General features: G+C 43.2%; 18 protein-coding genes. 8 read left to right on the top strand and 10 right to left on the bottom strand.

All coding sequences use genetic code 11. The annotated features are described in order from the left end of the window. Positions 1-7 precede the first annotated feature (7 nt). From BS640_RS08310 to BS640_RS08270, 9 genes are read right to left on the bottom strand one after another with little or no spacing between them, the layout of a single operon-like run. The gene (locus BS640_RS08310; protein ID WP_084912360.1) at positions 8-673 is read right to left on the bottom strand and encodes an EscR/YscR/HrcR family type III secretion system export apparatus protein; all 666 of its coding nucleotides are present in this window, start codon (positions 671-673) and stop codon (positions 8-10) included. Next, complete coding sequence (locus BS640_RS08305) at positions 663-1,598, bottom strand: FliM/FliN family flagellar motor switch protein (RefSeq protein ID WP_084912359.1); 936 nt, start codon at positions 1,596-1,598, stop codon at positions 663-665. Before BS640_RS08305 ends, BS640_RS08310 begins: the two co-directional genes overlap by 11 nt. Continuing rightward, complete coding sequence (locus BS640_RS08300; protein WP_084912358.1) at positions 1,595-2,458, bottom strand: SpaN/EivJ family type III secretion system needle length determinant; 864 nt, start codon at positions 2,456-2,458, stop codon at positions 1,595-1,597. The genes BS640_RS08305 and BS640_RS08300 overlap by 4 nt, the downstream gene beginning before the upstream one ends. Continuing rightward, positions 2,446-2,892 carry a hypothetical protein gene (locus tag BS640_RS08295; protein ID WP_017493207.1) on the bottom strand — a complete coding sequence of 149 codons (447 nt, stop codon included), beginning with the start codon at positions 2,890-2,892 and terminating at the stop codon, positions 2,446-2,448. The genes BS640_RS08300 and BS640_RS08295 overlap by 13 nt, the downstream gene beginning before the upstream one ends. Then, positions 2,882-4,174 carry a type III secretion system ATPase SctN gene (gene sctN, locus BS640_RS08290; RefSeq protein ID WP_017493208.1) on the bottom strand — a complete coding sequence of 431 codons (1,293 nt, stop codon included), beginning with the start codon at positions 4,172-4,174 and terminating at the stop codon, positions 2,882-2,884. The genes BS640_RS08295 and sctN overlap by 11 nt, the downstream gene beginning before the upstream one ends. A gap of 12 nt (positions 4,175-4,186) precedes the next feature. Continuing rightward, entirely contained in the window at positions 4,187-6,238 is a 2,052-nt protein-coding gene (locus BS640_RS08285; protein ID WP_084912357.1) for an EscV/YscV/HrcV family type III secretion system export apparatus protein, read from the bottom strand. Positions 6,239-6,255: 17 nt separating this feature from the next. After that, a complete protein-coding gene (gene sctW, locus BS640_RS08280; RefSeq protein WP_084912356.1) occupies positions 6,256-7,365 on the bottom strand; it encodes a type III secretion system gatekeeper subunit SctW in 1,110 nt (369 codons plus the stop codon). A 32-nt stretch (positions 7,366-7,397) separates the two neighbouring features. Beyond that, positions 7,398-9,056 (bottom strand): type III secretion system outer membrane ring subunit SctC, encoded by a 1,659-nt coding sequence (gene sctC, locus BS640_RS08275; RefSeq protein ID WP_017493211.1) that lies wholly within the window; start codon positions 9,054-9,056, stop codon positions 7,398-7,400. Between the two features lie 35 nt (positions 9,057-9,091). Further along, positions 9,092-9,859 carry a helix-turn-helix domain-containing protein gene (locus BS640_RS08270; RefSeq protein WP_084912355.1) on the bottom strand — a complete coding sequence of 256 codons (768 nt, stop codon included), beginning with the start codon at positions 9,857-9,859 and terminating at the stop codon, positions 9,092-9,094. 138 nt (positions 9,860-9,997) lie between these two features. Between BS640_RS08270 and BS640_RS08265 the strand changes: the two genes are divergently transcribed. Genes BS640_RS08265 through BS640_RS08230 form a run of 8 tightly spaced genes read left to right on the top strand, consistent with a single transcriptional unit; the run spans position 9,998 to position 14,281 of the window. Beyond that, positions 9,998-10,969, top strand: a complete 972-nt coding sequence (locus BS640_RS08265) for a PrgH/EprH family type III secretion apparatus protein (protein WP_084912354.1) — start codon at positions 9,998-10,000, stop codon at positions 10,967-10,969. 14 nt (positions 10,970-10,983) lie between these two features. Next, positions 10,984-11,262 carry a type III secretion system needle filament subunit SctF gene (gene sctF / locus BS640_RS08260; RefSeq protein ID WP_017493215.1) on the top strand — a complete coding sequence of 93 codons (279 nt, stop codon included), beginning with the start codon at positions 10,984-10,986 and terminating at the stop codon, positions 11,260-11,262. Between the two features lie 34 nt (positions 11,263-11,296). Further along, a complete protein-coding gene (gene sctI / locus BS640_RS08255; protein ID WP_017493216.1) occupies positions 11,297-11,596 on the top strand; it encodes a type III secretion system inner rod subunit SctI in 300 nt (99 codons plus the stop codon). Beyond that, positions 11,593-12,315 carry a type III secretion system inner membrane ring lipoprotein SctJ gene (gene sctJ / locus BS640_RS08250; RefSeq protein WP_026110715.1) on the top strand — a complete coding sequence of 241 codons (723 nt, stop codon included), beginning with the start codon at positions 11,593-11,595 and terminating at the stop codon, positions 12,313-12,315. Before sctI ends, sctJ begins: the two co-directional genes overlap by 4 nt. Next, a complete protein-coding gene (locus BS640_RS08245) occupies positions 12,308-12,868 on the top strand; it encodes a hypothetical protein (RefSeq protein ID WP_017493218.1) in 561 nt (186 codons plus the stop codon). Before sctJ ends, BS640_RS08245 begins: the two co-directional genes overlap by 8 nt. Then, the gene (locus tag BS640_RS08240; RefSeq protein WP_017493219.1) at positions 12,843-13,517 is read left to right on the top strand and encodes a hypothetical protein; all 675 of its coding nucleotides are present in this window, start codon (positions 12,843-12,845) and stop codon (positions 13,515-13,517) included. The genes BS640_RS08245 and BS640_RS08240 overlap by 26 nt, the downstream gene beginning before the upstream one ends. A 9-nt stretch (positions 13,518-13,526) precedes the next feature. Then, a complete protein-coding gene (locus BS640_RS08235; RefSeq protein WP_084912353.1) occupies positions 13,527-13,763 on the top strand; it encodes a hypothetical protein in 237 nt (78 codons plus the stop codon). Then, entirely contained in the window at positions 13,757-14,281 is a 525-nt protein-coding gene (locus BS640_RS08230; protein WP_084912352.1) for a hypothetical protein, read from the top strand. Before BS640_RS08235 ends, BS640_RS08230 begins: the two co-directional genes overlap by 7 nt. Here BS640_RS08230 and BS640_RS22050 read toward each other — a convergent pair. Then, positions 14,282-15,558 (bottom strand): hypothetical protein (locus tag BS640_RS22050; RefSeq protein WP_158086748.1); only part of this gene is annotated, 1,277 nt, incomplete at its 5' end.

Here is a 15,558-nt window from a genome sequence, read left to right as displayed (position 1 = left end):
TATTTTCCTAAGCCGGTAAGTCCATATATTGAAGCACCAGACCTTTGGACAAAATGGTCCAACCGTCCATGACAACAAAAAGTACCAGCTTAATCGGTACCGATATGGTCACGGGGCTCATCATCATCATGCCTAACGCAAGCAATATGCATGAAATCAATAGGTCAATGACGACAAAAGGCAGATAAAGGTAAAAACCAATTTTGAACGCATTTTTAATTTCACTTAACGCGTAAGCGGGCAGCAGTGATAAAATTGACAGCTTCTGTGGTTCATCTTGTTCACCATTTTCAGTCGCCTCCCTTCCGGACTGGATCTTTTCAAAAAAGTCGCTTAAGTCAGGATCAGAATAACGCGTCAGGTAATTACGATAAGGGTCAATCCCATTATCGATATAGTCGATCAGTGATGACATTTGCGTAATATCTGTCTTACTTTCTTGATAATTGGTATAACCACTTTTGATTATCGGACTCATCACAAACATCGCCAGAAGTAACGCGACGCCATTCAGCGTCATGTTTGAGGGAATTTGTTGTAATCCCAAAGCGTTACGGACCATGACAAAAACTATCGAGAATTTGATATAACAGGTTCCGCAGGCAATCAAAAAGGGGAGGATCGTTGCCAGGGCAAGAACAACAATAAGAGGAATATCATTGTTAACTGGCATGATCGGCTTCCAGACCGGTGACAAGGACGGCCATACAATCGTCAATAACCACAAGCTCTCCGTGGGCGATGGTTAATCCGTTTGCCTGGATTATAATTTTTTTTTCAAAGTCTGGATTGCAGGGGATTGATTGCCCATTATATATACCCTCCAGTTCACCGAGCGTAATAACGTCTTGCTGCAAGATGAAAGATAGCTTTAATGGAATTTTTTTAATGGACTGCGTGTTTTTTGTTTCCAAAAAAGCATCCTCCCCCACGGTCTTTTGAATTGATAGAGTCGTTATATTATTCGTTTCGATATTCATAAGGCGTTCCTTTTGTTCGTAATTCCCTATCTTCAAATTATTAATCAGTACATCATGCAGCATATTTTGGATGAGAAGTGCATCGCCTTTTTTCATGCTGGAGAGCAGCGACAAAGAAATTCGACTTTCCCCCATCGAAAAATCCAGCCTTAGGGGCATATTCTTTCTTCGTGCTACGCTGCCAAGTGAAAGAGAAATATGATTAACCGCTTTAGGTAACTGACTAAGCCATAGCGTGCCCTGCGGGGTGCAAATTTCCGGCATGTCTTTAACGGGAAAATTTTTAACGATAGAGCGGCGGCAAGCTGTTAAACGAACGTAATGCAACTCATCTTCGGTAATATCCAGCGGGCGCGAACAGCCAAAAAAGAGTGCCGTGAGCTGTTCATCATCCCAGCTTTCTTTCGACAACCGGCTGCTGTCCGGGAAGACCATGGCGAACCAGTGATGTAAATCGATTGTGCCACGCCATTTACCTTCGGCACTGAAGGACAAGAGTGCTCCACCCTTTGCAGGGGCTGAAAATATGATTTCTTTACCTTTGGCTTTCCATTGCTGGACCCATTGGTTTTCATTTAGCGAATCAGGGGTGACTCGGCGAAGGTAGTTAGCAATCACTGTTGATTATCACTTTTATCGTCCCTTTCCTGCGAGAATTCAGGGGATAATGACCATTCTGTCGCAATTTCTCGCAGTCCTTTCTTCTGCAATAACAGATTCTGTACAAGGTTTGAGGAAGGATGTAATGACAGTTGCCCTTGAACAACCGTGTTAATTTTTACGCTCTGATTTCCGGGTAAGTGCTGAAAGTGATAGGTAAACGATTCCGATGAGAATGCCGAGCTGTCTGGTTGAACCTCTCGGGGCTGTGGTATTAGTGCTGCGCTCTTCTTCTCGCTCAAAATCGGTGCACCAGGATGATTGGCAACAAATGAAGCACCCCCCATCAGGGACTGAAGTGAATGAGCGTCCGGAGTTTTACGCGAAAACTCATCATCAACATCGGCATTTTCAACGGGTGGTTTAGGCTGAAAGGTGTCGACTAAAGGAGTATTTTTACTCGAGATGCCAGTTGGAGGAGTATTGTCACTCAATGTGTCGGCGGGACGAGTATTTTCATTCGAAGCGAGGGTGGTTCGCTTTGCAACATCGACAGGTGCGCTCTCGACTCTCGTTGCAGGCAAGGTGATACCTGATTGCCCCTGCTCTTCCCTGTTAAACAAAGAAGTGACGTGTAAAGGTTCAGCAAGGCCGGTTTTTGAAGAAGCGGAACCGTTTTCGTCCTTCTGCTTAATAACGATCAGGCGATAATGTTCAAGCATTCGGAAAGGTAAAATTAATGCATAGGGTTCTGCTTTCAGGAGCTTCTTTTGGCCCAGTTTTTTTCTCATTGCTCTTTCAGCTAAAGAAACATTTTCCGTAGGATCACTTTGCGGCCTTGATATACCCGCGGCCGGTTTCGAAGTTACTTTTTCCATAAAATCATCTCTTCCATTTCTGATTCATCCTGCCGACTTTGGGTTTGCCTTTTTTTACTCAAGGCGCCTTGCAGCAGATGTTTGTACTTTTCTGAACGATACATTCCCGTTAGCATGAGTACCCGGTGTTGAATAATCTCACGCTTGATATCATCTAATTTTTCATCAATCTCTTGAACTTGCTGAATAATGGCAAAGAGCTGTCTTCTCAAAACTGCTAACTTACGCTGTTCTGCAAATAAATCTGCCCGAGTCGAAACCCCGGCGAAACTGTGATGTTTGATTAAATTACGCAGTGTTTCGACCTGGGTTGCCTGCGTTTGCTTTTCGCTACTTAACCGTTGCTGACGGCTCTCTAATTCCATTAGTAGCCAATGAAGACGCCGAAGCCGCATCTCGTTACGCTGCAGAAGTGCTGCATATTTATGATGCAAGCTTACTCATCTCACTCAGCATTTCTTTGTGGTCGACAATCTCATCGCAGGACTGACAGAGCCATTGATTTAGTGCATCTCGTTGCTTGACTACTCGATCGTTCTCCTGGTTTTCACCAAATTTATATTCCCCCATATCGATAAACATTTTGAGTTCTTCAATCTTCGCCAATTTCCGCCTTACCGCCGCCGCATCGTTAAGATGATCAGACTTGCAGACCTGAGTCGCCACGCGGCTGAGACTGTTTAAAATATCGATTGCGGGATAGTGATTCTGGGCTGCCAATTCTCGGCTGAGATAAATATGTCCATCGAGAATTGATCGGATCTCGTTGGCGATAGGATCCCCTTCATCATCACTTTCAAGCAAAATGGTGTAAAAGGCGGTAATACTCCCTCCTTCTACATTCCCCGCTCGTTCGAGAATCTTCGGTAGATTGTCAAATACCGAGGCCGGATATCCTCTTCTGGCAGGAGACTCTCCTGCCGACAGGGCAAGGTCACGCAAGGCGCGCGCGTATCGAGTAATAGAATCAATAAACAGTACAACGTTCTTTCCACTGTCACGAAAATACTCGGCAATCGTCGTAGCAACCAATACGGCGTTACAACGGTCCATGGACGAATTGTCCGAGGTTGCGCAGACCATCACACAATCTTTTCGCCGCCCGGATTTGCGAAGAATATCCATAAACTCGGTGACTTCCCTGCCCCTTTCGCCTATCAGGCCAATGACGAAAATGTCAGTTTCAATGTGCTCAATGAGCATATGCATCAACGTTGTCTTGCCGCAGCCCGCGGATGAAAATATCCCGACGCGCTGCCCAACACCGCAGGTCATCAGACCATCCAGCGCCTTCACTCCCGTCAAGAGTGGCAGATAGATCCCCCGACGATGCTGCCAGCCAGGCGCGTTGGCTTGAATGGAACACAAATGGCTTAGTTGCGTTTCTGGTGTTTCTGTAAAACGCTCAGTAATGTTTCCCGCGGGATCGATCACGCATCCACACAAAAAATCACCGACAGGAATAACCAGCTCTTTACCCGTAGGGTGCAAAACGCACTCACGTGATAAACCATTGGCATTTCCAAGCAGGCTCAGCACAGTTGTATGTTGGTTGAATCCAATGACCTGCGCTCGAGCAATAACCTTAAGACTGTAAACACTGCCGCGAATCTCGCATATTTCCCCAATTTTGACGCCTTTAAGCTCAGCTTCAATAATGCTGGAACGTAAAATCAACGGGTGTACCTGCTTCACCATCAGTTCAGAATATTTCACCTGCCCACCTGCTTAAATGGTCTGTATGACGTCAACGTTGACGTGTTGAGATAATTCCCCAAACGACATAACGGCGATATCTTTGAATCGAGTCTCAATAAACTTCTTAATGAACCTTCGCACATCTACCGATGAAATAATGACAATGTCCTTAAACTCTGAGTCATAATTTAGCAACACTACCGAAAAGGTATCCATTAGATTTTCTGCTACTGCTGGCTCAATATTTAAAAATGAACCACCAGATGTTGATCTTATTCCTTTGCGAAAGACATCCTCCGTCTCTGCCGTCACCATAATGACACGAAGCTGATTATGAATTGAGAACTTGTCACAGATATAGCGTGCTAATGCACCGCGCACATGCTCGACTAGTAAAATAACGTCTTTTTCTTTGGGTGCCCACAGAGCCAAAGCCTCCATGATCATCTTCATATTACGAATGGAGATCCTTTCACATAACAGACGTTGCAATATTTCTGATATTTTTTGCATGGTCATGTGGCGTAATACTTCTTTGATAAGCTCAGGGCAGGAGTGTTCCAGCCGATCTGACATGCCTTTCGCCTCCTGCACACCAAAGAACTCATTGATATGATGCGACAACTGCATAGACAGGCAAGAATAAAGTTCATCGACAGGCATTCTCAGCAAATATCCCAGCGACTCTAGACTCTCTCTGTCTTTACTCTCTACCCAGATGCCGCTGCTATCTTTTACCGTCTCGATAGCTAACATCTCGATTTCATCTAATTTATTAATGACGCGAAGCTTATCAAAATAGAGTGTAAACTCCGCCGCTTTAATTTCATTAATATGCAAGGTGACTTTATTTGTTTTATCGACTATAGCGCTATGCAATATTATTTCCGGGAGCCGAATACCATAATCGATAAAGAACTGGCTGCGAATATGTTCCGAAAGAGCCTGATCCTTTAACTTTTGAAATTGCTCAATGGGTAAAACAAGAATCAAAGGCACAGCCTCTGCATTGACACTCTCAAAATGGTCTATCATTTTCATCGAGCTTTCGAGGCCCGTGTCTGCCGCCTGATTGTGAGAACTCTCACCCTGAGAAATTTTATTAGTGCTATCCTTGCCCTCCCTAAGCGCCTTTTGCTTATACCAATAAGTTCCTGCAAGTAGTAACGACAGGGTCAGAAATACCATGATCGGGAACCCAGGCAGTAATCCGACGGCAAGGGTTAATATGGCGGCCAAGGCGATAACATAAGGATGATTAATTAACTGAGAAAGGATTTTTTTCCCCATATTGTCACCTTCGCCATTGACGCGGGTAACAATAAATCCGGCGCTGACTGCGATTAACAATGAGGGTATTTGTGCAACCAATCCATCGCCGATTGTCAACATGGTGTAGGTGTGCAAGGCCTGAGACATCGACATATTATGCTGATTCATACCGACGCTGATCCCGCCTATGAAGTTCACAAAAATGATGATAATCCCAGCAATTGCATCACCTTTGATAAACTTCATTGCACCATCAAAGGATCCGTAAAGCTGACTTTCTCTTTCAAGAATATTTCTACGGCTTTTAGCCTGATCGGCGTCTAGGGTCCCCGCCTTGACGTCAGCGTCAATGCTCATCTGCTTGCCAGGCATGGCATCGAGTGAGAAACGTGCCGCAACTTCGGCAACGCGTTCAGCCCCTTTAGTGATGACCATAAACTGTGTAATGGTGACAATGAAAAAAATCACAAATCCGACAATGAGGTTGTCGCCAATGACAAAAAGACCAAAGGTCTCAATAATCTCCCCCGCATCCGCGTCGTTCAATATTAGCCGACTGGTGCTGATAGATAATGAAAGTCGAAAAAGTGTTGTTATCAACAACACGGCTGGAAAAGTTGAAAAGCTTAATATTCCATCGATATAAAATGAGGACAGAAAAACGAGCATAGAGATAACAATATTCAAACCAATAAGAAAATCCACCAGATAAGTTGGTAGAGGGACAATGAGCATTGATATTATTGTCACCATCAATAATAAGATGATAATTTCTGGGTGCTCTCTAACGTTTTTCAAAATCTTGTTCATTTATTTTCCATAAAACTCTAATGATTAAGCTTTTTAAATTTGATGATTTCATTTTCGAAATGGAAGGAAATAGAGTCTTTCAAATGCTCTTCAAGCCAAGACTTATCTTCAGACACATCAAAAAATTCGACAGGAATTTTACTGCATTCAATATATAAGGCCTGTACAAAACGAACACAGCCACTAGGCTCCCCTGCCATTAAAAATTCCCCGGCAACTTCGTTCAGATACTCCTCAAGATTTCTCGCGTCCTGCAAGACACAAAAAAAGAATAACAACCAAGCCTCTTCACTCTCATTAACGTTGAAGATATTTTCATTCAATAACAGATTTCCGATGAAATCTCCGTCGACGGTTCTTAATCTTTTTAATTGATTCAATTTTAATAATACATTACCAAATTCCGTCAATGAACAACTTGGATCTAATGCATCGATGTCTGTTAACAAAAACTCTTCAATAAGCTCTAAAATTGTTTTTCTTTTCTTATAGCCAAAAATAGAGATCCAATTTTTATAGATGACCGTCTCTGCATCATCTGACTCAATAAAATACCGGTAAGCGCTTCTCAATAGCTGAGGATTAATATCTAAAAATTGACCAAACAGGCGTGCTTTTACCGCGATGTTTAATCCAGCCTGCAATCTACGTGGGTCGGCAGCCTGAAGCGTATTTTCGAGCAATGTGCTGATGTTCTTTCGTGTTGTTTCATCGAGGTTCTTTCGCTTTAACAACTTACGTAATATCAGTACGCGATCGCTCTCATCTGGGAACAATTTCAGAAATCTGAAGTGCATATCCTGAATACTATTTCCCTGAACACCAGAAACCATTTTTAACAGTAGCGCTATTTTAGGGAGTGTGTTGTCATCCAGGATTGAATCAAAGTTATTTTCAGCATCCGCTCCGCTTTTCAGCGTGAGATCTCGGCGTGATCTAAACTGCGATAACGCAATTAAACTCTCATCGACATTCTGGGAGGCGCGAGCGATGAGATCTGCCGAGGAGTCGTCCTCCGTAAGTGAAAGCGCCGCACTGTCAAGCTCCCCCTCATCCATCACCTTTTCGTTTGACGACTCTTTCTCGGCCTGGGCTTTTGCTCGCTGCTGCTCGCGAACGCGAAGCAACGGACTATGCGACTAATCCCTGTTAATCGAACTCATAACAGACTCATTGAAAAATTCTGTTTCCAGTCCCTTAACGGGGTAGAAGTGAACATTTCAGGAGATAAGGTATTAGCCTCGGAGGCATTTTCTGAGGTTATTTCCCTAGGTTGTATGAGAAAAATACGTACTGTCTTACTGTTTTGGGTAATGCGATGGCGAAATAGTCCCCCAATGAGAGGGATACTGCCGAGAAAAGGGATCTTCACGGTATCGTTTCTATCTTCATCACGCGTATAACCGCCAATCAGTAAGCTCTTGCCTCGCGGAACTCTGGCCACAGTACTGATATTTGTCCTGATCACTAACGGCAGGGGCGAGACCAGATTTTCACTTTCTGACGTCGATCCTGCAGAGTTACCGTCTTCAACATTAAGCATCATTTCTATTTCATTATTTTGAGTGAAACGCGGCAATACGCTAATAGAGGTACCAAAGGTTATCTTCTGAAGTTCAACGTTGTGTTCACCGAGAAGCTTTGTATAGAGGCTATGGCTGTTGTCAAAAATAGCGGGGATATTTTCCTGGGTTAGAATGACAGGACGAGAAATTATATTCGCCAGATTGTTTTGGCTTAAGGCGTTAATTTCAGCGATAAACCGTCCTCCGTCTAACGTACTAGAGAGGTTACCGCCCGTGGAAGAAGCGGAAGCGCCCTGATTCAAAGAAAAACCGAGACGGTCACCAATGGTAAAATTCCCCTTCCAGTTTGCCCCAAGTTGTTCCAGCGCTTTCTTTTGTACGTCAACTATCCATACAGAGAGTTCGATGTGTCTACGCGGTTTATCCATCGCGGCAATAATATTTTTGGCCAGCGCAATCTGCTCCTCGCTACCTTTTATAAGCAGACTGTTATTGCTTGGGTTAGAAATAATCTGCACGGCTGAAGATGTATTGACTATCGCTTGCGTTGCTCTATCAAACGGTTCGATGTCATCAACAGTCGGGAGTGAAGGCGGTGGTAACCTTACCTTTGTTATCTCGGTTGTAGATGTTCTGATATCGCTATAAACAGCGCCCGGAGTTGAGAATAACTTTCTGATCACCGTCGCCAGGCCAGGAATAACAATCACTTTATCCTGATAGGTATAGGAACGGTCTTCAGCAAAAGTATTGCTTAAGTAAAACATGGAGACGGCATCTATGTCGCGTCGACTGGTATCCTGTTCGTCAAGCGTTGCGGCTAACTGAGCAATTGTTTCGACATATATCGGTGGACCAGAGATAAAGAATGTCTTGTTACCCTCTTCTCCCCTTAACGGGTAGCGGTTATCTAGTAACTGTACCTTACCGAGATATTGAGTAAAGTATGAATAAGAAATATTTCTCATCGTAACAATGCGGCTAACTATTTCTGATGAGTCATAAATATAAAGTGTTGCATTATTGCTATACCAAATTAGCCCCAGACGATTGCATACCGTATCTAATTGCAGTCGAGGATTAACTAAAGAGATCTCTCCGCTGATTTTTTTTCGTGCCGCTAGTTTACTCAGAATTACCGGCTTATTAACTTGCGAAGAAAAAGCATTAAAAAAGCCACTGATACTCTCATTATTCGAGACATAGCCCGCGCTGGATAGACTTAAATCTTCGCTTTTTATTTTCTCAGCCTTAACCGGCAAAATAATCATTAAGCTCAACGCTGCAATCATTAAATTTTTCATTGTTATTGATAAGAGTCTATTTATCATTTCATTGCTATATCAAGAATTGACTTTCTTAATGCACGAGGGGTCATGCCCAGCATTTTTTTGACGTCATTTGAAAAATGGGATAACGACGAGTATCCGTGTGCAAAAGCAATGTCGGTCATGTTTTTTGGATCATTAATAAACGCCAGAATCGCTTTCGTCATGCGCCATTCACGAAGCGTAACTTTTGTTGTATGGCCTAGCGCATGTCTTGTAAGGCGACGAAAATGCGCAGCTGACAGGCCATAACGAACGCAGAGCGTTTGCAGACATTGATTATTATCATCAGTTTCTGATAATAAGAAATGCACCAAATTATAGCATTCGGTGTGACGAAGAAAGGCAACAATAGAGTCTACTTTATCCCCCGACTGCATTGCTTGCTGCAGAAGCCAATACTCCATGTCTTCCGGTTGTATTAATTTTATTTCTTTTGAAAATGAGAGCCAATTACTCTCATTAGAACTGCCCACCTCGATATTCCCGTTAGAATAATCGATAAAGACTTGTAGTTTAACTAGCTTCATTAAATCCATATCAAAAAAACGCAGTCTACCTTTTGATACTTTGAACTGCATAACGTCTAATGCAATTAAACCACGCCAGTTACTCTGGAGTGAAAAAGAGTTTTCTTCATTATTTCTTACAGTGTAAAGAACTTCACAAGGCTCAGAATCAAGGGCTTCAATCAAACACAGTTTTTTCTCTGTAACTTTGATTGTTTCCCCTTCCTTGATAATATACGGAATTGTTTCAAAACGCATAAAGTCTATTTCCCGTAGATATAGATTAATTTGATGAGTTTGATTGTAGCTACAGGCACTATCCCCATCTTGATGGGAATATGATACTGAAAAATCGAAATAATCTGACACACTCCCGTTATCTCAACGCTGTGCCTAATGAAAATCATCATAATTGATCATAATGAAATCAAGATCTCTAAAGGTGATTTTATTAGCCTGTGCTCCACTGATTTATCATCACCAGGAATTATCGTTAAGATGAAGAATGACAAGGATGCAGTCTTATCATCCTCTTCGAGAAAAAAACTGACGATACGTTTACTTAACGGCCCACTTAGTGGTTGTGAGTTTGAGCTAACGAAAGAAAGTACGTTATTTATTGTCGCTCCAGAAAAAATTCTTGAACAAGGAACACACATTCTGGCGAATGCCTTTATCATTCCTCTTGAAGAAGGCGGAGTGAATTTTCAAGTTATCAATGATGGCTCAGTTGATAATGGCATTAAGATACGTGAACAGCGTCCAGAGGGACAAACCACCACTACGGTTAAATTTCATACCACTATTAATATTGGCCTTCTCAAGGTGGTAATTAAAACGGCTAATGAAGCATGGTTGCCAGAGATTAACCAGCCGATTGCTTTTCGCAGGAGGCGGTTCTCTCTCGGCATTAAGAAGAAGATTTTGACGTTGATGAGCCTATTTTTATTGCTCTTCACTTTTTGTATCTGGTTAAAAGGTGGCGCTGCTGCAACATTAGAGTCGAAAATTAAATTTCAACCTATTGTGACCCCCCTTCTACCGCAAAAATTAATTCATTCATTACCAGAAGCTCCGTCACTCTCTAACGTTATTCTCACGGCAGATGATGCGGAGAACGCGCTGCGAGGGATGTCTTTAACCTATACTCGTTCCAATAATAATAATAATGTTAACTTTATTATTAGCGGTCTTATTAATGATGAGTCGTTACAGCAATTAAAATTATTGGTAGTGAGTTATAAAGACCAACCTGTTAACTTCACCGTGAACTTACAGGATGATTACAGGGCTAACAAGTCGTTTAAATTTGGAAATCAAGGTTACATAAAAATATCATCTGAACATTGGTTAATAAACAAACTATAACGTGGAGAGTCACCATGGTTAATATAAGTAAATCCGTCGACCCAGAATTTATCATTGATATGTCCCATAAGTTTAACAAAGGTGCCACCGATCTAAATAAAAAATTGAAAGATGCCCTGGATAAAATTAGAGGTGAGGGTCCTGACGGTAACCCCAGCAACACATCGGATCCTATTGCGCTGGCTGAGTATCAGGCTGCCCTTTCTGCTTATACACTTTTTTGCAATGCGCAATCAAGTACCATAAAGGCCTATAAAGACATCGCGTCTGCCACTATTTCCAACTTTAGATAACATTTAATCTTTATCATTACCCGCAGGAGAAATTATGCTGTATGCACCTGACGTCACGACGACGCTATCTAAAAATATCATTTCTGAGTCTCCCGACGTTAGTCTTACAACGCTCGATCAGAAACTGATTTCGACTCTGGCCAACAGCATCGAAAAATATGATATGCAAAAGCAGCAAGTCTTGAGAAAAATCAACAATGCTGACTCCGTTACCTCGCCGCAGGCGCTATTTGAAATTCAGCAAAAAACCGCCGACTACAATATTGAAGTTTCATTGATCAGTGCACTAACCAGAAAAGCGACCAGTGCCGTTGAGACATTGTTACGTGCATGAAAATTTTATACTCACTCCTTTTCGCCGCAACATTGTTATTGACGGGCTGTAAGCAACAGGAATTATTGAAGGGTTTAGAGCAACGTCAGGCCAATGAAGTGATTTCTCTTCTGCTGAGAAATAATATTGCGTCCAATAAAAAAGATACGGCAAAAGAAGGCTATCAGATATTTGTTGATCTGAAAGATTTCAGTTCTGCGGTCGAACTGCTGCGTATTTATAACCTGCCTTCCAAGCCGCGAATGGAAATCGCGGCAATGTTTCCTGCTGATTCTCTGATTTCTTCCCCCTTAGCGGAGACGGCCAGACTCTATTCGGCTATCGAACAACGGCTAGAGCAATCACTGCTTGCTCTAGAGGGAGTGACATCGGCACAGGTTCACGTGAGTTATCGCATAGATACCTCCGGAAACAGTCGGAAGAACGAACAAGAGCATGTCGCCGCGTTGATTAGCTACGATCGTACTCAGGATTCGTCATTAATGATCAGTGATATTAAGAGGTTTATAAAAAATAGCTTCAATAACCTCAATTACGATGATATTTCGGTGGTTCTGACGCGCTCTCCAACGCCGTCTCCGCCAGCGGAAACGCCGGTTGTGCAGTCAACCTCGCTGATTCGATTCTGGTGGGTCGCCTTATTACCTCTATTCCTGGGGCTTGCCGCTGGCTATCTCTATTGGGTTAAACGCAGTGTCAGGAGCGTTTCTGATGTATGAAATGACCGCTCTGGAAGATATTTTGTTCAATCCCTGTCAGTGGATCCATCCTAAACAACTCAGGATACCGGAGATGTTTGACTCGGCCGACTGTCGGAAAGTACTGAATCAGATTTTGATAAAACATTTCCAACTGTCAGTAACCTGTCAGGATGCGGTGCCGGGAACGTTTGCCGCTGAGGTCGTCGATAACTGGCGACTACTGCCTCATACAGCCTATCTTCTCGCCTGCCGCCACTATCGTGCAGCGCTGGTTTATCAGGGTGATTTCGAAAAATTGCCGCAGCATGCTCAGCAATTCAGTGAGTTATCGGTGTCCTTCAGACAGCCCGTCCGATTCGGTTATCCCGTTGATATCGAAGAACTGGAGCACGGCGGGCTGCAAATCCTCGAGGGATTGACCAGACAGCTTCCCCTGGCTCTGTCACAGAGAATACCCCTGCTATTTAGCGCCAGCGCGAGGCCCGCATTCTGCACCAACGATTTGCCAGAGATTGCAGAAATAGACCTCAAACGAGCCATAGAATATGCCAAAAACCGCCCTATTTTCTGAGAAAACGACAGCAATTGAAGGAGTACTGATCCCGGCCTCTTCCCTTGCACAAAGCAAGCGGATTCAAAGCTTGCTGCAACAGGCACAGCATCATGCGGCAAAAATAATCAAGCAGGCGAATGCCGATGCGGTGCTGTTGCGAGATTCGGCTCGCTCGGCCGGCTATCAGGCCGGCTTGATGATATCGATTAAATCCGTTGCAGAATATCTCGATAATAATCAGTCAATTTATCAAAGTTTTTGCAACAAGGCGCATGAAAGCGTGGTGGCCAACCTTCGGCAGGCACTCGGTAAACCGGAGATTTTCCCGCAGCTGCTTCAGGAATGGATAGCGGAAACTTCGCCTGTAGATGCTATTAGCCCGTTATTTGTACTCATACCCGAGACTTCCCACCGTGAGAAAATGGGTCTGCTGTCTTTCATTCAATCGATCTGGAAGGGTGCGGTGATTATTGAGCAACATCGTGAAAACCGCTTTGTGGTGAAATATGGAAATAGCCTTGCCGAATTCTCACCCGAGGTATGGATTGCTCAACAGAAAATAGATACCAGCTTTACACAGCAGTTGGAAAGGGACTGTGAAAGTCTTTCCCAACAGGCTAAACAGCAACTGCTCAATGAATTATCCAAAAGATTAGTTAAAACCTAAGGAATCATGATGCAAAACATAATGATCGCACGCCCAGGCTTAGTAACCACTCAAAATGCAGCGACGTCTGCCCCACTGTCACTTGAAGAGAGAATGAAAAGGCTCAGCAATCCGCAGAAAGAGACTCAAGCTACAGAGGAAGAGAAAGCGGAAGCACGAGCTGGTTTTTTAAAATTCATCATGACGCAGATTAATAACGACTTTGAACAGCGTATGAACGAACTGAAGGAACCTGTTCAGTGGTAGAAAAGATAAAATATTTTAGCCATAAGCGGAGTATTCTTGCAGCGAAGGCTATTTTCCTGATGTCACTGACTGGCTGTACCTCGACCTCTTCCTCTGTATTTTTGCCGCCCGTGGTTGAAGGGTGCGTAACTGACAGCATAAATTTCGACAGCAGGCCCGAAGTTCTATATCAGCAGATGACCCAGTGCATTAAGGACGGAAACACTCAGCAAGTCACGGTTCTCTATGCTGAAGCAGGCACGATGACCTGGTATTATTCTCTGGTAGAGAGTTCCGAAGCGAATAGGATCCGTCACAATGGGTTATTAGCTGAATCACTTGGTGCGTTAAATAAGTCCCAAAAGTCCAGGCTGTCAACCAGCCTGGAACAGAACTTAAATAATTCGGATGCTAAAGCCAGACTCTGTGCCCAAATAATCATTCCTCTAATCCAAACGACAAGAAATGATGCGCCAATACATCAGCAATTTTGGGACATGGCAAAAGAGGGTTATTTGCACTGCAATAAACAGAACTGACTAGATACGTATCACATCTTCCGCAAACGCCGAGGTTATTTTCAACGGCGTAGCGGTTTTTCGATATCTTAACTGCATGTCTTTTTCCTGAAACGGATTTTTGAGATTATCATTTTCAGGATGCTTTTTCTTGTCCAGGACATCATGCACCATTGCCGTAGCACCGTTATATCGCAACATCAGCATCGGGTTTAACGCCCCAAGATAAGCGATATCAACTGGGGTAGTCACCGCGATATCAAAGCCAATGGTCGCTGTTTCTATGATATCAACGACCCTGTCTGGTTTAAAACGTCCACTCATATCAACCAATATTCCCGCCACGTTAATGCCAAAGATAGCGGCATCTTTTATGGAAAAACTATCGACGCCGAGTGTTAATGCGGACGCGCCAAAAAACCCAGCGCCCAGTGCCCTTAACGCTAAATGAGAGATAAATTTAGCCGTATGTTCCGTGCTGTTACAGGGAAAAATCAGCTGTCGCACGGTATCACTCCCTACTTTGGGCTGTCCGGCAAGATTTACCGGCCCGACATCAGCACCGAAACTAGCGTTTCCCTCTACCCGATGGACCGTTTCGATAATGTATTCAAGGTTACCCACACTCCAGGCTTCGTTCTGTATGTTAATCTGCACGCAAAGGCCGAAGTGATTAACCCGCAAACCCGTCAGAACCCCTTTAACGCTGACCGGTAGGTCGATATAATCGCCCAGATTCAGTTCTCCACTCACTCCACCTTCTAGATGTAAAAAAGCTTGTAAATACACCTCACCGACTGATTGATTTTCGGCACCAAATAATTTCCTGAGAACCTCGGTTGAAGAGATAACAACTTGCATCTGAATACCGGCTTTTGAATAGCAAAATGGGAGTGCCGGAATTGGCGTTGAAAAAGCCCCCTGAAAAAGCATTAAAGGTATTCTTAAGCTGGCTCCTTCTGTCAGGATCTGCATTATCGCTCGTGATTTACTAATATGGGGCATCGAATTTATTATTTTTTTTATTTCGGCGCTGAAAGTTTCATCATTATTTATTTGCTTATTATCATATAACTCACTTAGCTTAATCATCTCCCGCTTAGTGAGAACTTTTGCTAACTCACTCTTCGCAACCATCAAAGTATTTTCAAAATTACGAACGGCTTCCAGGATACTTTCTTGATAACTTTTCTTAATATTTTCAGTACCTTTTTCACAAATATGATAAATCATGTCATAAGGTTTTAACAGCATGCCAATCAATGATCGTTGCTCAGAAGATATAGATTCAAGGATAC

This window comes from Rouxiella badensis (assembly GCF_002093665.1).
Lineage (GTDB): Bacteria > Pseudomonadota > Gammaproteobacteria > Enterobacterales > Enterobacteriaceae > Rouxiella > Rouxiella badensis.
Note: the sequence above shows the minus strand (reverse complement) of the source record. Positions and strands in the feature narration are given on the sequence as shown.